The organism is Paraburkholderia solitsugae, from assembly GCF_013177695.1.
Classification (GTDB): Bacteria; Pseudomonadota; Gammaproteobacteria; order Burkholderiales; family Burkholderiaceae; genus Paraburkholderia; species Paraburkholderia solitsugae.
In genome coordinates this window covers 38,835-63,965 of sequence record NZ_WOEY01000059.1, presented here as the reverse complement: position 1 = coordinate 63,965, position 25,131 = coordinate 38,835, and the positions used below count along the sequence as shown (strand labels likewise).

The following is a 25,131-nucleotide window of genomic DNA, read 5'->3' as shown; positions in this document are numbered from 1 at the left end:
GAGCACGATCGAGCAGTACATCGTGAAGCACAATCGTGATCCGAAACCATTCATCTGGACCGCTAAGGCTTCCGACATCCTGGCAAAGGTCACACGCGCCCGGGCCAAGCTGAATAAGATGCAATCCGTTTGACGCGGACCACTAGGTAGGTCGACTCGACTGTGCCAACGCACGAGACGCCGGCTCGATATCGACGCGGATGCGCGTCACGCACCGCCTTTATGCCTGCCGCATCATCGAGTATGCCCATTGCATGAGCAGTCCATCCGACACGCTCGCCTGATCAGCCGTCCCTCAATTTGCTCAGACAAAACATCGCGTGCCCTGCTTCCGGACTTAATCGACAAATATGGTCAGGATCCCTTGCGGTGACCGTGTAGCCGCGTATGATCAGCGGTCGTTATCGCCTCCGGTTTCTCGCCAGCGTACGTTCGCGGCGCCGTCGATTCGCCGGAACCCGATGCACTTGAAATGACAGCACCCAGTACGCGCCGGATTCGCGAGGACAGGCATCCGCGTTAGTGGGGCAGCAGGAACAACGCAGCAGCGAGAGACCTGAACGCACTACGTGTCAGGGTAGACTCTGCGGGAAAACAAAAAACAATGCAGAAAATGAAGGCCACTACGCGGCGTGTCATCTACTTCACGCGCGACCCTTTGCCGGATCTCTTGGCGAGCTTCGAGGAGCGCGACTGGGAGGTTCAGGTCATCGGCTCGGTTCGTGACGTACGGCGAGCCATGGATGGCGGCGCGCTGGCGGGCGGGCTGGTCGACCTGTCGAGCGTATTCGACTCCCGCGACATTGCCGCGCTGGAAGCCCGCCTTGCGATGCCGAATATCGGCTGGGTTGCGATGACCGCCGCGCCGGAACTCGATGATGCCGTCGTACGCCGGCTGGTACGCGACTACTGTTTCGATTACGTCACGCTCCCCGCTGCGAACGCCAGGATTGTCGATACGGTAGGCCATGCATGCGGCATGATCTCGCTCGGCGAGCCCGCATTCGTCGATACGTCCACGGCTGAAGGCGAGATGATCGGCACTTGCGATGCCATGCTCGCGTTATTCCGTTCCATCCGCAAAGTCGCGACAAACGACGCACCCGTTTTCGTCTCCGGCGAATCGGGAACAGGCAAGGAGCTGACAGCGGCGGCGATTCACGCGCGCTCGCCGCGCCGTGACGCGCCGTTCGTCGCCATCAACTGTGGTGCGATTCCGCCGCACCTGTTGCAATCCGAGTTGTTTGGCTACGAGCGCGGTGCTTTCACTGGCGCGAATCAACGCAGAATAGGGCGCGTTGAAGCCGCTCACGGCGGCACCGTGTTTCTCGATGAAATCGGCGATCTGCCGTTCGAGAGTCAGGCGAGCCTGCTGCGTTTCCTGCAGGAAAGCACCATCGACCGTCTGGGTGGCAACGGTTCGATCGATGTCGACGTGCGCATCATCTCGGCCACTCGCGTCGATATGGAAGCCGCCATCGAAGACGGGCGCTTTCGCGCGGACCTGTACCACCGTTTGTGCGTATTGAGGATCGACGAGCCGCCGCTTCGCGCGCGCGGCAAGGACATCGAACTGCTCGCGCTGTACACGCTGGACCGCTACAGGAAGGATGCGAGCCGCCGGCTATACGGTTTTTCTCCGGACGCGATCATAGCGCTGCATCAATACGACTGGCCCGGCAACGTACGGGAGCTGATCAACCGGGTTCGCCGCGCTATGGTGATGTCGGAAGGGCGCACGATCACCGCGGACGATCTCGAACTGTCGGGTTACGTCGCAACCGCGCCCCTGACACTGGCGCAGGCACGCGAGACAGCGGAGCGGCAGGCCATCGAACTCGCGCTGCTGCGCCATCGCGGGCGGCTCGGCGACGCTGCGCGCGAGCTCAGTATTTCACGCGCAACGCTGTACCGGTTGCTTAGCACGCATGGCATGCGATACGAGGAAGACAGCGCTGCCGAAGGTTGACGCGACGATCGTCCCTGCGGTGCAATACCGCCTCGCCCATCAGATCGTCCCGAACAGTGCCCGAGGACGATCCTTCAGCGTGCCCGTCAACAGTCTTAACGCACTCACAAGTTGATCGCGGCTCGTCGCGCAGGCGAGGTTGATCCGTACACCGTGCTCGATCTCCGAGCGGTCCACGGCAAACGCCGACGACGGCATCACCACCACGCCACGCGCCTTCGCATTCGCCGCAAAGTCGTCGGCACGCCACGGCGGTGGCAGCTTGAGCCACACGAACATGCACGCCGGATCGGTCTGCAGCAATTCCTGTGGCAACAACTCGCGCGCCAGATCTTGCCGTGCGCGAATTTCGGCAAGCTGCGCGTCCATGATGTGGCGCGCGGTGCCGTCTTCGATCCAGATTGACGCGATCAGCATCGACATCGGCGCCGGCATCCAGGCGGTGGTGCGCACCGCCTCCGCACACAGCGCTGAGCTGTCCGGCGGACTCAGCAGATAGCCGAGCCGCAGGCCGGGCGCGAGAATCTTCGAGGTCGCCGTGAGGTGAAACGTCAGTTCCGGACACAGGCTCGCGATGGTCGGCAGCCGCTGGGAAACCAGCGGCCCATAGACGTCGTCTTCGATGATCGCCACGCCATGCCGGCGAGCAATGTCGACGAGCGCCATGCGCCGCTCGAGACTCATTGTCGTAACGGTCGGGTTCTGCAGGTTGGGTACCGTGAAAATCGCCTTCACCGGCATGCGACGGCAGGCACGCTCCACCTCGTCGGTCAGCAGGCCGTCGCGATCGCTCGGAATGCCGACGATTTCGAACTGGAATACCGGAGCCAGTGCTTTCAGCCCGTAGTACGTGAGCTGGTCGGCGAGGATCACACCGTCCGTGCCGATCAGGCTGTTCAGCACGGCATACAAACCGTGTTGCGCACCGCTCGTGACCACCACGTGGTCGGGCGTCGGCGTGAAGCCCGGCGCGGCCATCCAGCGGGCGCCGGCGGCACGCGCCCAGGCGGGACCTTGCGGTGGCTGGTACTCCTGCAATTGCGGGTAACGCGGATCGCGCGGCAATTCCGCCAGCGTGCGCGCGAGGCAATTCAGGAATTCGCCTGTAGCCGGCCGGTTGACGGTCAGGTCGATCGCCGCGTTACTGGCCGCCTGGGCAGGCTCGACGCTCGGCATGGCCCCGCCGGTCACGAGCGACCCGCGCCGCTTGCTGCCGATCACCAGCCCGCGCAATTGCAATTCCTTGTACGCGCGGGACACCGTCGACACATTGATGCCCAGTTCGGTGGCCAGTTGCCGCTGCGGCGGCAGGCGGCTGCCCGGCGGATAGATGCCGCTGCGGATCTCGTTCTCGATCGAGCTGGACACCTCGACATAGGTGGAACGCTTCGTCTGCGCCGGCGCCCCGTTGGCCCCACGCGCCGTGTCTTTGCCAGAAGCCATAAGAACCAATGTCTCCATACAAAATCGACTTTGTCCGCGATTGTGCGGAATTTTGCCGATTCTATACCAGACAAGCGTCTTGGCAACGCCTAAAAGCGGCGCTCCAGAACGGCTGGCCTCCTGCACGCCAATGTTTGCAAGGACCGCGCCACAGACCATCCAGGGAAAATGCCAGGCCCACACAATGTGAGTTTTAATTGCACACAAAAAAATATTGTGTGATTCTGATTGCCAGAGTTTGTCTGGTGGCGTGCGTGCCCCAGCGTCCCGATTCTGTCTGCAGGAGTGTCCCAATGCGTTTTCCGCAGTCTTCTCAAGCCGCGTCCGCGCCGAAGCCTGGCTCTGCACGTCGCCAACGGGATGTCACGATGATCGTGCTCGGCGGCGCGTTGAAAGGGTGTAAGTGATGCCGGAGATTGCCATCATCGGTGCGGGATTCATCGGCCTCGCGAGCGCTGCGGCGCTGATGCGCGACGGCCATCGGGTCACACTGTTCGATCCGGCCGGCGTGGGGCAGGGCGCGTCCTTCGGCAATGCCGGGACGTTTGCGCACTACGCCTGCATTCCGGTCAACAATCCCTCCGTGTTCCGCGATCTGCCACGCTTTCTTCTGTCGAACGACAGCCCCTTCAGATTGCGCTGGGGGTATCTGCCTCATCTCGCCCCGTGGCTGGCGCGCTTCATGATGAGCTCGCTGCCGCGGCGTTACGAAGCGAGCGCCGCAGCGCTCGCTTCGTTGCTCGATCGCGCTAGCGATGGTTATGCACCGCTGCTCGCAGACGCAGAACTGGCGCGTTTCGTTCGGGCACGCGAGTGCCTCTATTTGTATTCGAACGCGGCTTCGTTCGATGCGGCTCGTCCTGCACTCGATCTGCGTCAGCAGTTGGGCGTCGCCTTCGATGTGCTTGACGGTGGCGACATCCGGGCGCTTGAACCGTCGCTCGCTCCGATATTCGAGCGCGGCATACTGTTCAGCAACAGTTGGCACTTCTCCGATCCTCACGGCTTTTTGCAAGCGCTCTATCGGCAGCTTGCCGCACAAGGTTTGAAGCTGGAGCCTTCGACCGTCGACGCCGTGCAGCCTTCCGCAGACGGCGCGACCCTGACCGTCGACGGTGCCGCGCGCCGCTTCAGTCACGTGGTGATCGCCACCGGCGCGCGCTCCGCCCAGTTCGCCAAACAGTGCGGCGACCCCGTCCCCCTCGATACGGAGCGCGGTTATCACGTCCGGTTCCCGGGCGCGCAGCAACTGGTTTCGCGGCCGGTCGGCTGGGCCGAGCGCGGCTTCTACATGACGCCGATGAGCGATGGCCTGCGCGTTGCGGGCACGGTCGAACTGGCAGGGTTCGGCGACACGCGCAACCGCTCGCTGATCGATCTGCTGACGTTTTCGTCGAAGCGCGCCTTACCCGCGCTCGATACACCGGATAGCAGCTGGCTCGGCTTTCGTCCGACGTTGCCGGACGGCGTGCCGGTACTCGGACGCTCACGCGCGAGCGAGCGGGTGATCTACGCATTCGGCCACCAGCATCTTGGGTTGACGCTAGCCGGGGTGAGCGGACGCATCGTCGCCGATCTGATCGCGCAGCGCGCGCCGCCGCTCGATCTCGCACCTTACTCGGCAACGCGTTTTTGAATTTCATTGAGGGTTTGACCGCACAGCTTTTCTCGCTTCACAACGAGTACCGCAGGACGGTTTCGACGCGTCGCGCATCGGATCGGCCAACCTACACATCGCGCGACGTTACATCTCGCAAGGAGCGCATCATGAATCGCCGCTATTGGCTGTTGAGTGCCACAGTTTGCGCACTCGTCACGTATATACCGTCTTCGTGGGCGGCCGATCCTGAAGTCGTCAAGATCGGTTTCGTCGGACCGTTGACCGGCCCGGTTGCACGCGTCGGCAAAGACCTGCAGTACGGCGCTCAATTAGCGCTCGATGAAGAGAACGCGAAGCATCCGGTGATTGGCGGAAAGCCGGTCAAGTTCGAGCTCGACGTGCAGGACGATCAGGCGGACCCCCGCGTGGCGATTCAGGTCGCGCAAAAACTGGTCGACGACGGCGTCGTCGGCGTGATCGGTCACTACAACTCGGGGTGCAGCATTCCGGCTTCGACGGTCTATCACCAGGCAAACGTTGCGATGATTACGCCGGGCTCGACCAATCCGCAACTCACCAAGCAGGGCTATAAAAACGTGTTCCGCACCATGGGGCATGACGGCATTGGCGGTGTCGTGGCCGGGCACTTCGTGGTGGAGCAGATGAAGGCGAAGCGCATCGGCATCATCGACGACCGTACGGCATTCGGGCAAGGGCTCGCGGATGCATTCGAAAAAGGCGCAAAGGAAGCGAACGGCAACATAGTCGATCGCGAGTTCACAAACGACAAAGCGGTGGATTTTCGCGCCATTCTCACGACGCTCAAGAGCAAGAACGTCGATCTGATTTTCTTCGGCGGTCTGGATGAACAGGGAGCGATGCTGGTCAAGCAGATGCGATCGCTCGGCATGCAAGCGCAACTGTTCGGCGCGGGCGCGCTGAAGAGCAATGCTTTCCTGCAAATCGCCGGTGCCGCGGGTGACGGCACGCAGGATCTCGAACCTGGACCTGCGCTCGATAAGCTTCCTGCCGCACAGGAGTTCGGCAAGCGCTATAAGGCGCGCTTCAATCAGGATGTCGAGCTGTACGCGCCGTTTGCCTACGACGCCGCGCTCGCCATGATCAAAGCGATTCACAGCGCCGACTCGCTCGATCGCGCGAAGATCGTCGATGCCCTGTCGAAGGTCAAGGTTACCGGTGTGACCGGCAATATCACCTTTGATCCTTATGGCGATCTGATCAAGCCGCCGTACACGCTCTTCCAGGTCCAGCAAGGACAGTGGAAGAGCATCAAGACAGTGGGCGGCAGCGGCGTCTAGTTCATCGCGCGAAGGCAGTTGGGGGTTTCAGCTCGGCGAGGACGGGAAAAATCCGTGGTACCGAAAAGTGTCGGCAGGCGTGGGCGCAACGAGATGACCCGTTGCGCCAACCGACAAAAGCGTCTCCACGGTCTCGGTACGATTCGAAACGAACACCCACTCGGTCGTTGTGTCTTGCGATGCCGGCGCCGCCTGAATCCGTTGAAGCGCGGCGAGCAGGGCGTCACTTTCCGGTGCATGGATAAGGAAACCTTCGTTCGCGAGAGCAGCACTGTTCAGCCCCAGTTCGAGGCAGATCTGCGTGCGCAGCGGCGCCTCGAGCTGGTTCGCGCGCCGGGATTGCTGCACCAGGTGGTAGGTCGTCTCGTCGACCAGTACGCCCTGCCTTTGCAACGGTGTTTTCTGCCACGCTTCCGAAGGACAGCCCTTGTTTTCCGGCACCAGCGCAACGAACGGATTGATTTCAGCGGGATAAATCCGGCACACCAGCGGCCTTTGTTCATAGATGCCGCAGCGCATGTCCGCGTGCAGATTCGGACACGCGCCGGTGAACGCCGCGGCGAGAATGATCGAGATGCGCACCGGCAAGGTTCCGCTCATCGCAGGCGTTGAACGCGCCCGTTTGTACTCGGCTTGCGCGTTGCCAGGCTCAGGCTCGACTGGCCATGGAATGGCTTCGCATAACAACTCCATTTGCCCGCCCCGCTGAAGCCAATCGATCGCCTCGGTGACTGTCAGCGCCAGGCGCAAATCGTGGCAGCAGTTGCCGCATCCGGTGCATTCGAAATTGAGGTCATCCACCCTGATTCTCTCTTCAAAAAGTCGGCGTTGTGCTTGGTTGGCACCGTCGATTCGTACGGGTGAAAACACCCCGGGAATCGCCGCACGTGCCAACACCGCATCCACCACCGGACCGGACGATATCACGATCTCGTTACCCGAAAGCACATCGGTAGCGACAATATGCAACGGCAGCGCCGCTCGCTCCACGTGCATAAATGAAAGGTTCTTTTCGAGCAGCCTACGCAGCGCCGTCGCCTCCACGAGATGCGGACGACGCCGACGACGAAACCCGGATGCTCGCCCCGATTCGGGTTGCACTAAGATTAAATTTATTTTGCGCGAATTCCACGCTGTTGCTGGATCGCTGGACAAGACTGTGCTTAACCCCGGTTCCTTGTTTCCTGAATGCTTTCAACGCGAGGGCAACAGCATGACTGCATCCATCACGCTAGTCCTGTTCGACATGGAGGGCGTTCTGTCTCACTACGACCGTTCAGCGCGGGTCGATCGTCTGGCGGCAATTTCCGGCCAGACGCCTGAAGCCGTGCGTCACGCGATCTGGGAATCGGGGCTTGAAGCCCGTGCCGACGCGGGGCAGATCAGCGACGACCACTATCTGGGCGTGCTCGGCGAACTGCTGAACTATCCCGTGAGCCGGGATGACTGGCTGAGCGCGCGCCACGCATCGATCACGCCGAACAAGGACGTGATCGCGCTCGCCGAAAGAGTCGCCGAACATCACCGGATCGCGGTGCTTACCAACAACTGCCGCCTGCTCACGGAGCATATCGGCTTTCTGAATCCACCCGTCGCGCAACTGTTCGGTCCTCATGTCTATGCGTCCGCCGCGTTCGGTGCAGCAAAACCGGCCGCTCAAACCTATCTTCGCTGCGTGGAGCAACTGGGTGTTCCCGCAGCCGAAACGCTTTTCGTCGACGATACGGACGCCAACGTGGCGGGCGCACTCGACGCCGGTCTGCAGGGATATCGGTTTGTCAGCGCCGACGCGTTGTCGGCGGAACTGAAGCGTTATGGCCTGATTGAGCAGACGTAAGCCGTGCGGGATGGGCGCGCATTGAAATCGCGCATGACGGGGACCAGCACGTTGGCTGCGAAAGTGGCGGACGTGTCGACGCGAATTGTGCCGCGCGGGTTTTGCCGCTTGTTCGATAGCGCGGATTCGGCGTCGGAGACCTCGGCCAGAATGCGTGCGCAGTATTCGTAGTAGAGCGCGCCGTCGTCGGTCACCTGCACGCTGCGCGTCGTGCGATTCAACAGGCGTACCCCCAGATGGCTCTCCAGATTCTGCACGAGCGTCGACACCGACGCACGCGGTATCTCCAGCGAATCGGCCGCCTTCGAGAAGCTCGACGCGTCGACGACACGCTTGAACACCGCCATCGCTTGAAGAATGTCCATACCGGGTTGTCCCCTCGAATGTGGCCGATCTGCAGTCTAGAACGGACTGCAGATCGGCCGCAAACAGAAGTCCGCGCGATGCGAGCTACCTACGAAAAATCTTGACACCGCTTATGCGCCGCCTATAGTTCGCCATATGGCAAAGTCTCCAGTCAGTCAACTCGATCGCACGTTCACCGCCCTCGTGGACCCGACGCGCCGGGCTATTCTCGCTCGCCTCGAGCGAGAACCCGGCCTGTCGGTCACGGAGATCGCGCGACCGCTGCCGCTTAAGCTTCCCGCAGTCATGAAGCACCTTGACGTGCTGAGCGACGCGGGTCTGGTGTCGCGTACGAAGAACGGGCGAACCGTATCGGTCGATCTTGTCGCGGGGCCGATGGAGGAGGCGATGGCATGGTTGAGACGCTACGAGCGCTTCTGGTCCTCGAGCCTCGACCGGTTTACCGATTTTGTGGAGGGACAGGAAGAATGATCCAGGAAAAGCCGAGCCTGACTATCGTGCGGCGCATCAAGGCGCCGCCTGCCCGAGTTTATGCAGCGTGGACGAAGCCCGAACTGATGGTGCGCTGGTGGGGACCCGACGCCGGGCCGGTGCTAAGCGCCGAAGCCGATCCGCGCGTGGGTGGCCGTTTTCGCGTGGTATTCCAGACACTGGACGGCGAAACGCACGACTGTCGCGGCGAATACCTGGAAGTCGAAGCGGACCGCAAGCTCGTTTTCACGTGGGAGTGGGTCACGATGCCCGAGCGCCGCTCGCAGGTCGCGATCAGGCTGCGCCCGATCGAAGACGGAACCGAACTCACTCTCACCCATGCACAGTTCTTCGACGAGGCCGCGCGCGATGCTCATCAGGCCGGCTGGAGCACGGCATTGGACAAGCTCGGCGCATTCATGACTCAACTGGAAGACGAAGGCCACTGACGCACATCGGAAACGAATTCAACTCATACCGAGGTCGAATATGAAGCTCTATTATGCTGAAACTCTGGCCCCACGAAAAACCTGCGCAGTAGCAAAATATTTAGGTTTACCAATTGAATACGCCTTCGTCGATCTGACGAAGGGCGAGCAGGGCAAGCCGGACTATCTGGCGATCAATCCGAATGGCAAGGTGCCGTGTCTCGTCGACGGCGAGAGAAGTATCTGGGAAGCCGACGCCATCGTCAGCCATTTTGCGCGGCGCGCGGAGTCCGACCTCTGGCCGACTGATGACCGGCAAATCGATGTCCTGCGCTGGTTCAGCTGGAACAATCACCATTTTTACCCGCATGCTGGCGCGCTTTACTTCGAATCGATCATCAAGCCGGTGTTTGGACTCGGCGGATCCGACCCGGCTAAAGTCGCTGAAGAGCAGGGCTTGTTTCGCAAGTCTGCCCGCGTGCTCGACCAGCACCTCAAAGGCCGTAAATGGCTACTCGGCGACGGTCTGACAGTTGCGGATTTTTCCGTTGCCATCGCGCTGCCCTATGCGAAAAACGCAGCAATGCCGCTCGATGAGTTTCCGGAAATGCGGCGCTGGCACGATCAACTGAACGCCATCGAGGCATGGCGCAATCCGTTTCCGGTGCGCCCGGCCACTTCCGTCGCGAACGCTGCGCTCAACGCCTGAAGACAAGGCCATGTGCTGCGCGATCGTTGCACTCGCCATGACCTTGCTCGCCAGTTGGCGCAGCGTGTCGGGCACGCTGGTCGGCCGGGCGGGGCGGCTACGCCGGATCGCGATCGTATTGATTGCGATCGGCGCCGCTGCCGGCTCCGCGTTGGCGGCCGATCAATTCGCCGATGTCCGCGGCGGCCAGTCGTCGTTCCTTGCGCGGCTGAGCGCAATGCCGATTTGTGGTCAATTCATCCGCTAACGGCTTATTTTTTTCGTGAACTCAACAGCTAGTTCATTTTAGAAACGCATTGACTGACACCCCGTCTCCAATCACACTCGGCGCCGACGACACAGTCACTGCGTCCGACGATCCGATATCAAGGCAAGTTCAAGCTGAAGCCGCAAGCGCAGCAAGCGCAATAAGCCCAGTAAGCTGGATAAACGGCCTCAAGCCGTATCGAGCCGCCGTAAAGGGCAGGGCCGTGGCCCGCATTCTCAGCGATGCGGGCCACGGCACGTCTGCAGCATCGCGCGAACGCAGCGCTTCAATCAGGCTTTGACATTTGCATCCGTGTAGATCGGCGCTCAAGCCAATTCCGCAACAACCCCGCCAGAAGCGCGCTAACGACCACGGCAAGGTAAAGCGTGACGAGACTGTGACGCCACGTGTCGAGCGCAAACTGGTGCGTCAGCAGTTTCGAATCAGGCGCGGGGAGGACAGCATGCATTGCTACGACGGCTTGCTTCATCCGCAGAAAACCCGCGGCGGATAACAAAGGCAAAACAACGAGCAGAGCAAGCAGTGCGGGTCTCGCGCGTTGCGCCGCCGGATAGTGGCTCAATCTAAACCACACGCCGAGGCAGCCATGGATCCAGCCCGGCGCAAGCAGTGCAAGCTGCAGACCCTGCGTGCCGCTCGTGATCAGCGATATCACGATCCGCTCGTAGTTCGGCTCAAAGCCATACAACGACGTCGCGAGGCGCGTCGCAACCGCATGCCGGATGAGCAGCAGTGGCAGGCTGAGTCCGGCCCACAACCGGATCCATTCGGCGGGCGGGAGCGCCCAGTGACGGCGCCCGTAAATCGTGCGCACAGCCAGCGCGAAATGGAGAAGGGCCGCACCGTACAGCAGGATCGTGCCGGGCACGCTATGCCAGATCCACAGCGCAAGCATGAGTCCGCGTCCGGCAAGATCGAGCGACCAGATTCCGAGCGCATGATTGACCATGTGCAAAAACAGATAGATGAGCAGCACCACGCCCGATCCGAGTTGCAGGCGGCGCAGAACGGGCCGTAATTCCGGTCGCACATTACCCTCCTTTCAATTTGTATGCGCCGGAAAACGGCTTGGGGGACCGCGTCAAGCCGCGTCGAGCGTGCCACCGCGCCGGCCACCTCGTGCTCCTCGCGTTCCTCACGTTCTGCGAGCCGGCGTGGCGGTGCGCTTCTGAGATCCGCTCGGTTGCACCGTACCCTGGCGCACCGCTTCGGCAAATCGCTGCAGCGCGGATAGCGAGCCGCACACGCTCTGGTATTCCTCCCGGCCAATCCTGCCGTCGAGGATGACCGCCATGCCCGAGGCACGGGCCATATCGATGATGTCCATGTTGGCTACTCCTTTCAGGTTCTCTCATCTGCATGACCGCCGCCGCGGCGCGGCTATTCCCGTTTGTTCTGGCGCCGGCATGTAAGCCTGAGCGGCTGGCTTCATCAGCCAACGCCAATTTTCTTTTTCCTGGAATAAAACCGATGGCCCGGCAGTCTTCCTGATGAACCGAGTCGTGAGGCGCGCCGGATGAGCCGGCGGTTTGCCTGCGAATCCTTATCGTGAGGTCAACATGTCGTCACATCGTTCATTCGATCCTGCATTCAATCCATCACGCCGCGGCGCGCTGAAATGTCTCGCCTTTGGTGGAGTCGGCACGGTGTTCGTTCTTGCCGGCGGCATTCTCACGCCAGTGGAACTGGCCCTCGCGGCCGACGCGAAATCATCGTCGACGTCCATGGGCGTGCCGCTTTTCCTGCAGATCAGCGATTCGCATATCGGCTTCAATAAAGAAGCCAACCCGGACGTCGCGGGCACGCTCAAACAGACGATCGACTACGTCAATGCCATGCCGGTCAAGCCCGCGCTGACCATTCACACGGGCGATATCACGCATCTCTCCAAACCGTCGGAGTTCGATCTTGCTGCGCAGTTGATGTCGGGACTGAATATTACGGAGCTCCACACCGTGCCGGGCGAGCACGACGTGACGGACGGCCCCGGAACCGAATACTTCAGCCGCTTCGGGAAGGCCTCGGATAACAAGGGCTATTACAGCTTCGACCACAGCGGCGTGCACTTCGTCGCGCTCGTCAACGTGATGCATTTCAAGCCGAACGGCTTGGGTGGTCTCGGCGACGATCAACTCGCCTGGCTCGAAAATGATCTGAAAGGCCGCTCGTCCAGCACGCCGATAGTCGTCTTTGCGCACATGCCGATGTGGACGATCTACGAGCCGTGGGGGTGGGGCACGGGCGATGCCGGTCAGGCGATGAGCTATCTGAAGCGCTTCGGCTCGGTGACCGTGCTAAACGGCCATATTCACCAGATCGTGACGAAGGTCGAAGGCAATATCACCTTCCATACCGCGCGCTCGACCGCCTATCCGCAGCCGACCGCCGGCAATGGCCCCGGCCCTGGGCCACTCACGGTCGCGAGCGATCAACTCCCCAAAATGCTCGGCGTGACCAGCATCAAGATCGCGCGTCATCCGCTCAAGGCGACGCTTGCCGACACGACACTTGTTTGATTTAAGTATTCTTCGACCTCAGGAGATCAGTTATGCAAACTAAAAATATTTGCCGCACGTTCTTTTCGCTGCTTGGGCGTTCGGTGCTTATCGCTGCGCTGGCCGGACTTTCCGTTGCGCGAGCAGAGACGCCGAACACCGTGGTCATCAAGAACTTCATGTTCTCGCCGATGGCGCTCACGGTGAAAGCCGGCTCGACCGTGACGTGGAAGAATCTCGACGGCGAGCCGCATACGGTCGTAAACGATGCGGGCATGTTTCGCTCCGCCGCGCTCGATCAGAACGACACGTACCAGTTCAAGTTCGACAAGCCGGGCGTGTACAAGGTGTTTTGCGGCATTCATCCGAACATGAAAGAAACGATCACCGTGCAATAAGTGCCGGATTCGATGTGGGGCGCCATGCGCCCCATTGAGCATGCATAGCGTTTTAAGCGCTGGTCACAAGTCACCACGTTCGAGGTGGGCGTGTTTATTGCGTGACGGAGAGCGCGGCGCATGCTCGCATCGCGCTGCCACGAGCCCAATGGGGAAGCGGCTTGCGAGGGCTCGCGGCACCGCCCGTGGATACACGCGGCGTTGAATCTTTTACCTGTTTTATCGATGCGTAGTGACTCGCAAAGTTGGCGTTTAAAGCGCAGCATTGCGGTATTGTCGCGTGCCCGGCATGCGGGATAAATTCTTCCAACGATTCCAGACCGACTACCGCTAAATCGTATGAACAAAGTCTGCGGACAGGTCAGACGTAGGAATTCCGGAGAGTATTGCGATGTTCAACGATACCGACTTGCCAAAATCTGCCGTAGAAAATCCGGATGCCGGCTTCGACGCTGGCGCTGAGCCTTCGGCTGCGGCACCGCCCGCGCGATTCGGACGTCTTGCACTGTGCGTCGCGGCGGCAAGCGCGCTAGCTTTTGGCGTGGTGGGCACGGTCGCGTACGGCATCTGGTTCAACCACGATCAGCAAGCGTATGCCGAGGCGATGGCGGGCGCGCGGCAAGCGCTCGGGACGGCTGCGTCAGCGCCTGTAGGACCGGTGTTAGCGCACTCGATTGTCCCGCCTGGGCCGGCAACTTTCGCGGCTGCGCCGCGATTGGCAACTGCGGGGACAGCGGTCGACATGCAAGCGTCAACCGCAGCCACAGCGGTGACAACAGGCGTGCAACCAACGGCGGAGATACCGGCAACAGCACCGGCAACAGTACGAACGCAGGCTGTAGTAGAAGCGGACGGAGAAGAAGGGGGGCAACAAGCTTCGTGGTCCGGCCCGGTTACGCGATTCTCGATGCCTACGGGCAGTCAAATCAGCGTGGCCGACGCGACACCCGCCGTGGCCGAATCGTCTGACCCTGCCACTCACCGCCCGGCGCCACCATTCAATCCCACGGGGCAGCAGTTAGCGGCCAGCAGGCAAGGCAGAGATACGCGTCTCGCGCAGCAGGATCGTCGATCTTCTTCGACGGCAAATTCCAGGCACAAGGGCAGTCTGTTCGCCCGGATGGGCGCGTTCTTTCGTCGCGTAAGCTACCGTCAGCATGGCACCGGAAGCCACCAAGACACGTATTCCCATCCCTGAGCGCACGCGTTGGCAGCGCGCCGCTCGCGGGCGCGCCTTCGCGATCCGCTTCAGGCCGGGCCCGGCTGTGATCGCCGCCGCCGCGCTGATTTGCCTGCTGATCGGCCTTCTGTATCTTGCGCAGCAGATCAGGACGATCTTTTCCGATCAGTTGAAGCAGGAATATGCCGGGCTCGTTCTCGACGCGGTCGGGCGGGCGGAAAGCGCCCGGAGTCTGGTCGGCGTCTGGCAGCAACTGCCCGACGCCACGGCCACCCGAGCCGCCGGGTATCGGACCGCGCGAACCGAACTCGCCCAGCGCCTCACGTCTCTCGCGGCACTGGTGAAGGCGAGTCCGTCGGCGGCGCCGCATCTGCCGCCATCCTTGCTCACACCCGACGCCGATCTGCGCGACACGGATGCCTTGCTCAACGCCGTGTCGGCCTGGTGGCGCGCGCAGCGCGACGCCGACAGCGCCGACGTACGCGTGCGGATTGCCCACGTCGCGCGCACGTTGATCGCGTTGGCCGCGTTACTGTTCTGCATGCTGATCACTGCATTAGGGATGTACGCCAAACGGAATCGCCAACTGGCGGGCCAGTCGCACGAATTCGAGCATGCGGCGCTGCACGATGCGATGACCGGCTTGCCGAACCGGCGCAAGCTGTTTGCCGCGCTCCAGGAGGCGGCGACGAAATCGTCCGCGATCGAGTCGTCCGCGATCGCGGTGCCTCACAAAATAGCTGTGCTGTATGTCGATCTGGATGGATTCAAGCAGGTCAACGACTCACTTGGCCACCGCGTCGGTGACGAATTTCTGATTGCGGTTTCGAAACGTTTTCGTGTGTCGGTGCGTAAAGTCGATGTTGTCGCCCGGATTGGCGGCGACGAATTCGCCGTCCTGGTCCGGGAATTTTCGACGAATGCAGAACTGGGCGAAATCGCTCGGCGGCTCATCGCCTGTGTGGTTCAAACCGACAAGGAAATGGGGAACGGACTCGTTCGCGCGAGCATTGGCATCGCCAGTTTTCCGGATCCCGTCGACGATTACCGTCGCCTCGTAGCCGCGGCCGATGAGGCGATGTACCGGGTCAAACGCAGCGGAAAGAACAGTTACGCGTTTGTCGACGAGGTGAGTTGATCCATGCGCGTCAGGACGCCTGCTTTACGGCGTTTCCGCATTCTCGGCTTCCAGTTTCACCTTGCGCTGCGACAGTTCATCGATCAGATGGAGGCGCAGATCGTCGGTCATGTGTTTCCATCCGCGAATTTCGTCGCGCGTGCGCAGGCAGCCGATGCACAAGCCCGTATTCCCGTCGATCTTGCAGATGTCAATGCAAGGTGAGGAAACAGCCGCGATCGGCGTGTCTATTCCGCTGGATTCAGTTTGTTTTATATCGGATGCGCCCGGCGAGGTCGGGGCGCATTCTGCGCCATACGCCGCGCTTTTTAAGTCACTCATTTTCGAATCCGGTCTGCTTGAATTGGCTGTGAGCGACGTCGAGAGGCTGTTCGATCGCGTTGCCCAGAATATGCCGCGGGAGTATATCAAGCGGTTGAACAAGCATGGGCCGAGGCGCAAACTCACGCGTCGATCCGTTTCGTGTTAAAAATTCGAGGCGTCACCGATGCGCCTGAGACGCGTCCTCCAAGGGGACTTCCTTCGGTGCGCCCCTCAAGGGGGCTCCCCTCCGACGGCCGGCAAGAAGGCAATCGTTCGAAATTCATTCTCTGCGATGAGGACAATGACCAGATATTCCTTGATTCGTGCAGTGCGAAGGTCGAAGCCGCTTGAGTGGCTTGCCGCATGTGTGGTTGCAACACTGGTGGCCTGTGCGCCGCTGTCCCCGGTGGCAAATCAAGCCGCCGATCAAACCGCGCATCAAGCTTCGCTTCAAGTCCCTGCATCGGCAGCGGTACGCCCAGCCGACGGGCCGCTGCCGGTTCCTCCGAACCTCGTTGCGTTGACGCAACCTGCAGGTCAGAAGCGGTTGATGGCGACTGCCCATAAGCAGTCGTACTGGCCGCTCTCGCAGTACTTCGAAACGCAGCGCAACGAAGCCTACTGTTCGGTCGCGACCTCGGTGATGGCGCTCAACGCATTGGGCATCCGCCGGCCCGAGTCGACGCAGTACCCGGACTTTCCCTATTTCTCGCAAGAGGATTTTTTTCGCAACGTCGATCCGCAGGTGGCCAACGCCGCGCGGGTATCGAAGGAGGGCATGACGCTCGACCAACTCGGCGCGGCGCTAAGCGCATTTCCTGTCGAGGTGATGAAATTCCATGCCGGCGATCTGACGCTCGATCAGTTTCGCGATCTGATTCTTGACACGACGGGCCGTAGCGACCGCTTTGCGTTATTGAACTTCAGCCGAGTGGAGATAGGCGAAAGAGGCGGCGGCCACTGGTCGCCGCTTGCCGCCTACGACGCCGCGAGCGATAGCGCGCTACTTCTCGATGTTGCCCGCTACAAGTATCCGGCGGTGTGGGTGCCGGTCACGCAACTGTACACCGGGGCTCAGGCGGTCGACAGCGTGAGCGGATTGTCACGCGGCATGGTGATCGTCGGCACGCGAGCAAACTAACGTGCTTCACGAGTGCTTCACGACCTCCATGTCACGCCGGCCACCGTCGGCAGCCAATGAGTTGCGCGCGCCTCAATCGTCCTGATTGCGCCATTCGGTGAGCCCCTCTCGCGCATTCAAATCGACGAACGAGGGCAGCGCACGCAGCCTGCGGATATAGCGCGCGAGGTGCGGCCAGCCGAGTGCGGGGCGCGGCATATTGCGTGTCCAGCGCATCAGCATGACCGCGAGGAAATCGGCGGTAGTGAGCTTGCTGCCGACCAGATAGTCACGACCATCGGCGAGATGGGCATTGAGCAGCTCACAGGCTTCTTCGATACGGCGTCGCGCAAGCGCTTGAACTGCTTCGGCGCCGGCGGGATCGCCGTCGATGTCTGCGTAAAACCAGTCGCGCATGGCGGGCAGCAGCGTGTTGGCCAGATAGATCATCAGTTCCAGCCACGCCGCACGATCAGCGGAGCCTGTTTCGGGTGCGAGGGCGGCTTCAGGATGCTGCTCGGCCAGCAGCATGAGCAACGCGGCCGACTCGTGGCGTGGCGTTCCGTCGACCACCAGCGTGGGAACGCGGCCTGAGGGATTCAGCCGCAGATAGTCCGGGTTGCGCTGATTGCCGGCATTGATATCGACGAGATGGGTATCGAACGGGATGCCCATTTCCAGCAACATCCAGTGAACTGCCATGCTGGCCGCACCCGGCGAGTAGTAAAGAAGGTAGTCCATTCATCCGCTCCGCATGCTCGTTCGAGTTGATCGGCTTTAATTCGGGCGTAGTCTAGCGCGATTCGTGAAGACCTCGAACTCGAGAGGCTGCATGAGAAACCAGGTTACAGCCAGCCGCAACAGCCATGGTGGCGGAGACGCGACGCCGGGCCCGGTCGCGAGTAAAAGGCTGCTGCCAAGACGTAGTGGGTTTAAGAAATGCTCTTCGGCGCGCGCAGCGCCGCCGGAGGTATGACGGCCTTGTCACCGAGGCCGAATGTGCGAGAACACAGATTCCAGATGCACCACTACCGCAACTGCTCGGGGGACCCGCTTATGAGCTGGCGGTGTGAGCCGCTTTCTTTGCTTATCTTTCTTTGCGGCGGCAAAGAAAGTAAGTGCCGCCCCGCACAGGGGCGACACTAATAGACCAATAAGAAATCAAGAAAAGGCCAACACCGCGAGGCAAACAGACACAAAGCGCCGCGCAGGCAAAACAGCTCAAGAAAATCCCACCGCCCACAGGCACCCAAACAACAAGCGGCCGCAGGCACTCGCCTTAATGCACTGGCGCGTGAGTCTGCTCAGCCGGCCGAGGTTGCGTCACCGCACTCACCACAGCAAACACAATAATGTTCACGGCCAACGCCAGAAACCCAATATTGATATCCTTCAGCGCGTCAGGCAAAAACGGCATCAACTGCGCGACACTCAAATGCAGGGTAGTGGTCAGCGCCACCACCGCAACACCCGCCAGAATCCCGCAAAACGCCCCATACTTGGTCGCCCGATTATGCGGCAGCAAACTGCAGATCACTGCAGGAAACAACTGAGTCACAAAGCTGTACCCCATCAGCAGCAAAGCCACGATCGTCTCGCCGCCGTGCAGCGTAAACCCGATAGCCACCAGCGCAACAACCGGCACCAGGAAACGCGCGAGGTTCGCCACCGTCGCATCCGACGCCTTGCGGCTCACCATACCGCGATACACGTCGTTGGCGAGCAGCGTGGACGCCGCCGTCAGAATCATCGATCCCGGCACCAGCGCCGTCAGAATCCCCGCGGCACCGATCACGCCGACAAACCAGGGGTCGAAAGTCTGCAACGACAAACGGAACAGCGACAGGTCGATATCGCCACCCTTCAGGCCCGGCACCTTCAGCGTCGCCGCAAAGCCCACGAAGAACACGAACAGCAGAATCAACTGGTACAGCGGCAGCACCATCGCGTTACGCCGGAAAATACGCTCGTCCTTCGCCGTGAAAATCGAACCGAACGCGTGCGGCCACATGAAGAAGCCCATCGCGGTCAGCAGCACGGTCGACTGGAACCAGATCACGCTCGATCCCTTGGCCGGGAAGCTCAGGAAGCCCGGGCGCGCGGCGTCGATCGCGCGGAACATGTTGCCGAAGCCGCCGTAGTAGTGCAACGGCAGGTAGATGCCGAGGAACAGCACGATCGCCAGAATCAACGTATCCTTCACCACCGAATTCCATGCCGAGCCGCGCACGCCGGAGACGGTCACGTAAGCCGTCACCACCGCGGCGCCGATCCAGATGGCGGCAGTCGAAGAGATCGCACCATACGAGGCAGTCGCCACGATGATGCCGAGGCCCTTGAGTTGCAGCACGAGATACGGAATCAGCGCGGCCACGCCGACCAGCGCGACCAACGTGCCGAGCGCTGGGCTGTCGTACTTGCGCGCGAAGAAGTGCGGCTGCGAGACGATGTGGTGAGCCTTTGCGTAACGCCAGATTGGCGGCAGCATCCAGTACGAGAGGATGTACGCCAGCGTGCCGTAGGCAAGAATGTAGTAGACCGGCGCGCCCTTGCCGTAAGCAAAGCCGCTGCCGCCGAGGAAGGTGAAGGTCGTGTAGATTTCGCCCGCCATGAGCAGGAACACGAACGCGGTACCGAAACTGCGCCCGCCCACGGCCCATTGCTCGAGACTCATGTCGTGGCCGCGCCGCGCGCGCACGCCCAGGTACAGCGCAAACAGCGTAATGGCCGCAATGATGACGAGTGCGCTCATGATCGGGCCTCCTCGCCTTCTACAGCAAGCTGACGGTTGCTCGGGTCCAGGCGGTAGACGATCGCCATGATGATCGCACTCAGCACCACCCACATGACGATCCAGGCCAGCACGAACGGCATGCCGAGCACCAGCGGCTCGACACGATTCACAAACGGGATGCCGAGCAGAATGCCGACGAACGGCAGCGCAGCGAGTACACGAAGCAACATGGGGACAACTCCTCGAACGGGTAAGTACGTCTCGTTGAAAGTGCAGCTTCGCTGAGGACTGTATGCCTGATGCTTCAGGTACGTAAAGTCAGTCAATAAAGTGTAGGCTTTCCGAAAGTTGTGCGTGCATCCTTTTGGCACGGCTCTGCTGCGGTGCAACGCGGCGCGCTGCTTGCATCGCCCCCTTTTTTACCAAATTGCATGCCGCGCCGCGATATCATCTGACCCACGTAACGCGAGCATCAATCTGGATAGCCCGGAGGCATCCAGTACTTCAACTCAGCGCGGCGCATCGGCGGGCAGTCGATCAATCAGCCCGCCCGAGCCGCTGCCCGAAACGGATCGCATATGGTCGAAAGTCTGATCTCGGATGTCCTGTTTGGCTTCACCGGGCTGATTAGCATCATCAACCCAATCGGCATGGCGTTCGTCTTTCTCGACCGGACTGCATCGCTCACCACGGAAGACCGCACCGCGCTCGCCAAGAAAATCGCCTTCAATGTCATGTGCGTGATGCTCGTCGCGTTCTTTGTCGGCACCCCGATTCTCCATTTCTTCGGCATCTCCATGGAGGCATTGCGTATCGGCGGGGGCCTCGCGGTTGCCGTCGGCGGCTGGCAGATGCTCAATGCGCCCGACACGCAACCGGCTGAGCAGCCGGCAGTCAAGCGCGTGGATTCGGATAACGCCATGTCGAAGGCGTTCTTCCCACTCACCATGCCACTCACCACAGGGCCGGGTTCGATCGCCACCGCGATTGCGCTGACCGCAAATCGTACGCATAAGCTCTCGGCGTTCGTGCTGTCGAGCATTGCGTCGGTGGCAATCTCGATCCTTGTGGCCTTCACCGTCTACCTGATCTACAGCCGGGCAGTGGTTTTCGCGAAGTATCTCGGCGTGGACGGCACCAAGGTCGCGATGCGCGTCTCGTCGTTTCTGCTGCTGTGCATCGGCGTGCAGATTATCCTGACCGGGTTTTCGGAGTTCCTGATACCGATCGCCCAGATGCAACCCGTGGTCAAATAGCGAACGGCGGCACGCGAGCCTATTCGAGGCTGTGCGAGGTTCGTCGGACATTTCGTCGTGACAGGAGGGAATCTCATGTGCCGTTGGCTCGCTTATACCGGCAACCCGCTTCAACTCGAAACGGTGCTGTTCAACGCCAAGCACTCCCTGATCGACCAGAGCCTGCATTCGCGGCTCGGCCAGACCACCACGAACGGCGACGGGTTCGGCATCGGCTGGTACGGTCATCCGACCGACATCCCGTTTCGCTACCGCTGCATCCAGCCCGCATGGAGCGACCGCAATCTGCGCGAGGCCGCGCGGGCGATCCGCGCGCCGCTGTTTGTCGCGCACATCCGTGCGGCCACCGGCACGCCGTCGCAGGAAACCAACTGTCATCCGTTCCGTTACGGCCGCTGGCTCTTTATGCACAACGGGCTGGTGCGTAACTTTCCGGTGGTACGCCGCGATCTGATGCTGGCGATCGATCCTGAGTTGTTTCCGTCGGTCGAAGGTTCGACGGATTCCGAGGTGCTGTTTTTTCTGGCGCTGACTTTCGGTCTCGAACTCGCGCCGGTCACCGCGCTCGAGCGGATGGTGGGTTTTGTCGAGGACATCGGGCGCAAACACGATATCGATGAGCCGCTGAACATGACCGTTTGCGCAACCGACGGCGAGCAGATCGTCGCGGTTCGCTATTCGAGCGAAAGACAGTCTCGCTCGCTCTTCCACAGCACCTCGTTCCGGCATCTGCACGAACTGTATCCGGACGACCCGCGCATCGCGGTGGTGGGTGAAGACGCCTTTCTGGTGTTGTCGGAGCCGCTCGCGGATCTGCCGGGGTGGTGGGAGGAGATTCCGGAGAGCACGGCCGTGGTCGCGCGGGGCGGCGAGATCGAGCAGTATTCGTTCGAACCCAAATTGGTCGAACCCAAAATGGCGTAGCGCGGAACGACGCCTCAGATCGCAGCCTTTTTGCGCTCCGAAAGGCGAGCGGCGTTTCGATGCGCTAGCGCGTCAGCAGCATCGAACTCAACACCGATAACACCGTCGACGGCAATTCGGCCAGCCGGCTCACCACCACGTTGTGCGGATAGAAATCCTCGACGGCATCAGTTAGCACACCGATCCCTAGCAATTCGATGCCGCGTTTCTGGATCGCTGCGACGCGTTCGCGCAGATCGCTGCGCAATACCTGCGGGTCGCCGTCGCCGGTCGACGGATAGCCGTCGGAGAACACGATCAGGATGCGTCGCTCGGCTTGATGATCGGCCAGCCGCGTGGCGGCCCAGGCCAGCGCCTCGCCGTCCGGATTTTCGTGACCACAATCGATCCTGGCGATGCCGCTCAAATCCGTCGCGCCAAAGCGTTTATAGACTTTCAGATCGAGCCGCTCGACAAAGCGGTTATAGCCCCGCAAATCCGCGCCGGCCGCCCGTTGCCGCTCATAGAGTTGCTTCATCGGCGCGGACTCGAGCGAGCAATAGCCGAGCACTTCGCAGTCGAACGACAATTGCGTCAGCGCATCGCACAGCGCGGTCGCACACAGGCGCGCGAGCTCGATCTTGCGCCCGGCCATCGAACCGCTACGATCGATCAGCAAGGTCACGGCGACGTCGCGCCCTTTAGCCACCCGTTGCGTGCGAAACGGCGTGCGGTAACCAGGTGAGGTTGCCAGCCTGGCCAGCGCGGTGCGATCGATTTCGCCGCGCTCCTGCTCGCGGCGCCAACGGGTGCGTTCGTCGGCGCTCAGCGCGCGTTCGAGTTTCTCCTTGAGCGGTGCGGTATCCGCACGGGCCTGTGCGCGAAGCTCGCGCCATGTTGCGCTGTCGCCCTGACCGGTGAGGTCGGTGATTTCATCGAATTCGGTGGCGAGCGGAATCGACAACTGCATGCGAGCAGCGCCTGATGCTGCACCGGCAACGCCATCGGAACGTGCCGATGGCTGCTGCGCATCGGCCAGCGATTGCCCCATGCCGACCGCATTCTCCGCTTGCGCGCCACCGCTTTTATCGGACGGAGGAGAGGCCGCGTTGTCCTGGTCGGGCAGCGCGGTGTCGTCATCGTTAAGCGGCGCGGACGACGATGCGGCGGTTTCCGTGTCAATGTCTTCAACCGGGTCCGCGGTGAACACCATGCTGTTGACATCGCCCGCCGACAAAGCCCGCACGCGCGCCACCAGGGCTTGCGCCGCCGCGATGCTATGCGCGGTCGAACCGCTTCTTCGCGACTCGTCCAGCAGATCCTGCGCGGCGTGTAGCGCGGCCAGCAGTGAATGACTCGCTTCGGTCAGGGTCGGTTTTTCGTCCCACAGCGCGCGCTCCACCAGCCAGACCAGCCGGTCGCGCCAATGCAGTTTCGGCCAGCGCTGCCGTGCCTGCTCGGCGGCATGCACACGCAGCTTGCCGATGAACCAGCGCGCGCCCGGATACGCGTCGAGCAGTTGCGAAGCGACGCGGCGATCCTCGATCACCTGCGCGAGATTCGCTGCAACGCCGGGAGGCAGCGCGTCCATCTGCGTGAGCGATGAATGCTTGGCGCGCGCCACCAACAGATCCAGATAGCCGATCACCACGTCGCGCTCGACGTCGCCGCTCAACTCATAGTCGGGAATCACGATGCGGCCGGGTTCGACACGCGGACCATCCGGACTGAACGCGACTGTCACGCCGTATTGGCCAGTGAGCACGCGCGCCACCTTGCTGAGCGTCGATTCAAACGCGAAGCCTTGCGTGTCGCGCGTTGCATGCATTGCACTCATTGTGGTTAGCGTCTCAGGCGGCTGGCGCGATGTGGTGGCGAACGATACCGCGAATGAGCGCCGCGTCTTCGGGACTGACCTTCGCGTAAATCGCAGGACCGGCGGCACGTTCGGGGTCGCCGGTGCGCAGCATCAGCTCGGCCCAGTCGAGCAGGCGCCGTGTGGAGAACGCGCTCGACAGGTCTTCGCGGGCGAACGCCGCGCGGCAGTCGGCGGCAATCGCGGCGAGGGTGGTGGCGAGCGCGCGCGTCATATGCGGGGCGAGGGTGCGCATCAGCACGTCGGCTTCTTCGGCGGGCGTCAGATAGTCCAGCATGTAGACACGCCAGCGATCGAGAAACGCCTCGTTCATCAGATTCGCGCCCTGATACAGGTGGCGGAACTGGCTCATCGCACCCACCGCATTTGCGGTAGCGAACAGCCGGAACGCGGGATGCGGCGCGACGATCTCGTTGCCTTTCTCTTTCAGTACGAGGCGGCCGTGCGGTTCGAGCACGGCGGTGAGAGCGGCGAGAATGGACGGTTCGGCGAAATCGATTTCGTCGACGATCAGCCAGATGCCTTCGCGCATCGCCGTGGGCAGCACGCCGTCTACCCAGATCGTCTCGCCGCCCTTGACCGTCCAGAATCCGACAAAATCGCCGACGGTGGTTTGCCCATTCATGTTCGAGCGCAACACGCCGTGATGCGAGCGCGCGGCGACCTGTTCGATCAGGCTGGTCTTGCCAGCGCCGGTGTGACCGATCAGCATCACGCGCCGGTTCTCCACGATATCTTCGACAATGTCGTTAAAGCGTTCGGAGAACAGATAGGCCGGATTGACGCGCGGCACGAGCGGATTGTGCAGGCCGCAAGGCACGTCGACATGACCGATGCGCACGGTTTCGCCCGTGCCCTCCACCTGCGGATGGCGCTTCGCCGCCGAGGCCAGCGCCGCAACGCGCCTCAACTCCGGCATGAAGGCCACCCGTTCCGCTGTGCCCGCGTCGTCCGAAGCGTCGGGCGTATCGATCGCAAAGCCCTCGCGGCGCCACTTCTTCAGCTTCGCGCGCAGGTTTTCCGCGTCGACCACCAGATCGATATCGACCGATCCGGCGCCGTTGCCGTCATCGACCCCATGCTCCAGTCGATAGTTTTCCGGCCGGTCCGCCACGCTGACGCGCCACCACTCCGCACCGTTTTCGGTCGCGCGTTGGTAAAGGCCCAGGTTTTCGTCTTCGGTCAGTTCAGGCGCGTTCATGGCAAGTGGCAAATGATAAAAGGTCAAAAAACAAGTAATGCGTTTCCATTTGGCTGAGACCCAATGACCGACTATCTTATCGTGAGTACCTTTCGATCTCCCGGACTGTGATTTCCT

General features: G+C 61.5%; 23 protein-coding genes and 4 pseudogenes. 15 read left to right on the top strand and 12 right to left on the bottom strand.

From position 1 onward, the window contains the following. A pseudogene (locus GNZ12_RS15015) lies at positions 1 to 133 on the top strand (IS630 family transposase); the annotation flags it as partial. A gap of 480 nt (positions 134 to 613) precedes the next feature. After that, the gene (locus tag GNZ12_RS15010) at positions 614 to 1,969 is read left to right on the top strand and encodes a sigma-54 dependent transcriptional regulator (RefSeq protein ID WP_172311068.1); all 1,356 of its coding nucleotides are present in this window, start codon (positions 614 to 616) and stop codon (positions 1,967 to 1,969) included. A gap of 39 nt (positions 1,970 to 2,008) precedes the next feature. Here the strand turns inward: GNZ12_RS15010 and GNZ12_RS15005 are convergent, their stop codons facing one another. Beyond that, positions 2,009 to 3,412, bottom strand: a complete 1,404-nt coding sequence (locus tag GNZ12_RS15005; protein ID WP_172311057.1) for an aminotransferase-like domain-containing protein — start codon at positions 3,410 to 3,412, stop codon at positions 2,009 to 2,011. A gap of 406 nt (positions 3,413 to 3,818) precedes the next feature. Between GNZ12_RS15005 and GNZ12_RS15000 the strand changes: the two genes are divergently transcribed. Then, positions 3,819 to 5,048, top strand: coding sequence for an NAD(P)/FAD-dependent oxidoreductase (locus GNZ12_RS15000; RefSeq protein WP_172311056.1), 1,230 nt, complete (start codon positions 3,819 to 3,821; stop codon positions 5,046 to 5,048). A gap of 131 nt (positions 5,049 to 5,179) precedes the next feature. Further along, a complete protein-coding gene (locus tag GNZ12_RS14995; protein WP_172311055.1) occupies positions 5,180 to 6,331 on the top strand; it encodes a branched-chain amino acid ABC transporter substrate-binding protein in 1,152 nt (383 codons plus the stop codon). 27 nt (positions 6,332 to 6,358) lie between these two features. Here GNZ12_RS14995 and GNZ12_RS14990 read toward each other — a convergent pair. Then, a pseudogene (locus GNZ12_RS14990) lies at positions 6,359 to 7,102 on the bottom strand (YkgJ family cysteine cluster protein); the annotation flags it as partial. A 66-nt stretch (positions 7,103 to 7,168) separates the two neighbouring features. Then, a pseudogene (locus GNZ12_RS44395) lies at positions 7,169 to 7,447 on the bottom strand (patatin-like phospholipase family protein); the annotation flags it as partial. A 97-nt stretch (positions 7,448 to 7,544) separates the two neighbouring features. Here GNZ12_RS44395 and GNZ12_RS14980 point away from each other — a divergent pair. Further along, positions 7,545 to 8,168: an HAD-IA family hydrolase gene (locus GNZ12_RS14980; protein WP_172311054.1), complete on the top strand. Its 624-nt coding sequence runs from the start codon at positions 7,545 to 7,547 to the stop codon at positions 8,166 to 8,168. 14 nt (positions 8,169 to 8,182) lie between these two features. Here GNZ12_RS14980 and GNZ12_RS14975 read toward each other — a convergent pair. Further along, positions 8,183 to 8,533: pseudogene (locus GNZ12_RS14975) on the bottom strand (LysR family transcriptional regulator); the annotation flags it as partial. A 136-nt stretch (positions 8,534 to 8,669) separates the two neighbouring features. Between GNZ12_RS14975 and GNZ12_RS14970 the strand changes: the two are divergent. Genes GNZ12_RS14970 through GNZ12_RS14955 form a run of 4 tightly spaced genes read left to right on the top strand, consistent with a single transcriptional unit; the run spans position 8,670 to position 10,389 of the window. After that, complete coding sequence (locus GNZ12_RS14970) at positions 8,670 to 9,005, top strand: ArsR/SmtB family transcription factor (protein WP_172311053.1); 336 nt, start codon at positions 8,670 to 8,672, stop codon at positions 9,003 to 9,005. Continuing rightward, positions 9,002 to 9,454 (top strand): SRPBCC family protein, encoded by a 453-nt coding sequence (locus GNZ12_RS14965; RefSeq protein WP_172311052.1) that lies wholly within the window; start codon positions 9,002 to 9,004, stop codon positions 9,452 to 9,454. Before GNZ12_RS14970 ends, GNZ12_RS14965 begins: the two co-directional genes overlap by 4 nt. 40 nt (positions 9,455 to 9,494) lie before the next feature. Beyond that, a complete protein-coding gene (locus GNZ12_RS14960) occupies positions 9,495 to 10,142 on the top strand; it encodes a glutathione S-transferase family protein (RefSeq protein ID WP_172311051.1) in 648 nt (215 codons plus the stop codon). A 10-nt stretch (positions 10,143 to 10,152) separates the two neighbouring features. Continuing rightward, the gene (locus tag GNZ12_RS14955) at positions 10,153 to 10,389 is read left to right on the top strand and encodes a hypothetical protein (protein ID WP_172311050.1); all 237 of its coding nucleotides are present in this window, start codon (positions 10,153 to 10,155) and stop codon (positions 10,387 to 10,389) included. Positions 10,390 to 10,675: 286 nt separating this feature from the next. Here GNZ12_RS14955 and GNZ12_RS14950 read toward each other — a convergent pair whose 3' ends face one another. Then, positions 10,676 to 11,440 carry a hypothetical protein gene (locus tag GNZ12_RS14950; protein WP_328806010.1) on the bottom strand — a complete coding sequence of 255 codons (765 nt, stop codon included), beginning with the start codon at positions 11,438 to 11,440 and terminating at the stop codon, positions 10,676 to 10,678. A gap of 105 nt (positions 11,441 to 11,545) precedes the next feature. After that, on the bottom strand, positions 11,546 to 11,737 hold the full coding sequence (locus tag GNZ12_RS14945; protein ID WP_172311049.1) for a hypothetical protein: 192 nt from the start codon (positions 11,735 to 11,737) through the stop codon (positions 11,546 to 11,548). Between the two features lie 232 nt (positions 11,738 to 11,969). Here GNZ12_RS14945 and GNZ12_RS14940 point away from each other — a divergent pair, with 232 nt between their 5' ends. The 3 genes from GNZ12_RS14940 (at position 11,970) to GNZ12_RS14930 (ending at position 15,621) form a co-directional block, all read left to right on the top strand. After that, positions 11,970 to 12,926, top strand: coding sequence for a metallophosphoesterase family protein (locus GNZ12_RS14940; RefSeq protein ID WP_172311048.1), 957 nt, complete (start codon positions 11,970 to 11,972; stop codon positions 12,924 to 12,926). Between the two features lie 32 nt (positions 12,927 to 12,958). Continuing rightward, the gene (locus GNZ12_RS14935) at positions 12,959 to 13,303 is read left to right on the top strand and encodes a cupredoxin domain-containing protein (RefSeq protein ID WP_172311047.1); all 345 of its coding nucleotides are present in this window, start codon (positions 12,959 to 12,961) and stop codon (positions 13,301 to 13,303) included. 1,157 nt (positions 13,304 to 14,460) lie between these two features. Further along, positions 14,461 to 15,621, top strand: coding sequence for a GGDEF domain-containing protein (locus GNZ12_RS14930; RefSeq protein WP_172311046.1), 1,161 nt, complete (start codon positions 14,461 to 14,463; stop codon positions 15,619 to 15,621). 24 nt (positions 15,622 to 15,645) lie between these two features. On the opposite strand, the gene GNZ12_RS45285 is transcribed toward GNZ12_RS14930, so the two are convergent. Next, a complete protein-coding gene (locus tag GNZ12_RS45285) occupies positions 15,646 to 16,068 on the bottom strand; it encodes a DUF1289 domain-containing protein (protein WP_328806009.1) in 423 nt (140 codons plus the stop codon). Positions 16,069 to 16,108: 40 nt separating this feature from the next. On the opposite strand from GNZ12_RS45285, the gene GNZ12_RS14920 reads away from it, so the two are divergent. Further along, positions 16,109 to 17,065: a phytochelatin synthase family protein gene (locus GNZ12_RS14920; protein WP_328806008.1), complete on the top strand. Its 957-nt coding sequence runs from the start codon at positions 16,109 to 16,111 to the stop codon at positions 17,063 to 17,065. 72 nt (positions 17,066 to 17,137) lie between these two features. Here the strand turns inward: GNZ12_RS14920 and GNZ12_RS14915 are convergent, their stop codons facing one another. The 3 genes from GNZ12_RS14915 to GNZ12_RS14905 all read right to left on the bottom strand — a co-directional run bounded on the left by GNZ12_RS14915 (position 17,138) and on the right by GNZ12_RS14905 (position 20,008). Further along, entirely contained in the window at positions 17,138 to 17,785 is a 648-nt protein-coding gene (locus GNZ12_RS14915; RefSeq protein WP_172311044.1) for a glutathione S-transferase family protein, read from the bottom strand. Positions 17,786 to 18,323: 538 nt separating this feature from the next. After that, positions 18,324 to 19,796, bottom strand: coding sequence for a sodium:solute symporter family protein (locus GNZ12_RS14910; RefSeq protein ID WP_172311043.1), 1,473 nt, complete (start codon positions 19,794 to 19,796; stop codon positions 18,324 to 18,326). Beyond that, entirely contained in the window at positions 19,793 to 20,008 is a 216-nt protein-coding gene (locus GNZ12_RS14905; protein ID WP_172311042.1) for a DUF3311 domain-containing protein, read from the bottom strand. Before GNZ12_RS14905 ends, GNZ12_RS14910 begins: the two co-directional genes overlap by 4 nt. A 348-nt stretch (positions 20,009 to 20,356) precedes the next feature. On the opposite strand from GNZ12_RS14905, the gene GNZ12_RS14900 reads away from it, so the two are divergent. Both GNZ12_RS14900 and GNZ12_RS14895 read left to right on the top strand, forming a co-directional pair. Further along, positions 20,357 to 21,034 (top strand): MarC family protein, encoded by a 678-nt coding sequence (locus GNZ12_RS14900; protein WP_172311041.1) that lies wholly within the window; start codon positions 20,357 to 20,359, stop codon positions 21,032 to 21,034. Between the two features lie 75 nt (positions 21,035 to 21,109). Next, a complete protein-coding gene (locus tag GNZ12_RS14895) occupies positions 21,110 to 21,958 on the top strand; it encodes a class II glutamine amidotransferase (protein ID WP_172311040.1) in 849 nt (282 codons plus the stop codon). Positions 21,959 to 22,022: 64 nt separating this feature from the next. On the opposite strand, the gene GNZ12_RS14890 is transcribed toward GNZ12_RS14895, so the two are convergent. Next, on the bottom strand, positions 22,023 to 23,765 hold the full coding sequence (locus tag GNZ12_RS14890; protein ID WP_172311064.1) for a cobaltochelatase CobT-related protein: 1,743 nt from the start codon (positions 23,763 to 23,765) through the stop codon (positions 22,023 to 22,025). A 22-nt stretch (positions 23,766 to 23,787) separates the two neighbouring features. Continuing rightward, the gene (locus tag GNZ12_RS14885) at positions 23,788 to 25,014 is read right to left on the bottom strand and encodes an AAA family ATPase (protein ID WP_172311039.1); all 1,227 of its coding nucleotides are present in this window, start codon (positions 25,012 to 25,014) and stop codon (positions 23,788 to 23,790) included. Positions 25,015 to 25,131 lie beyond the last annotated feature (117 nt).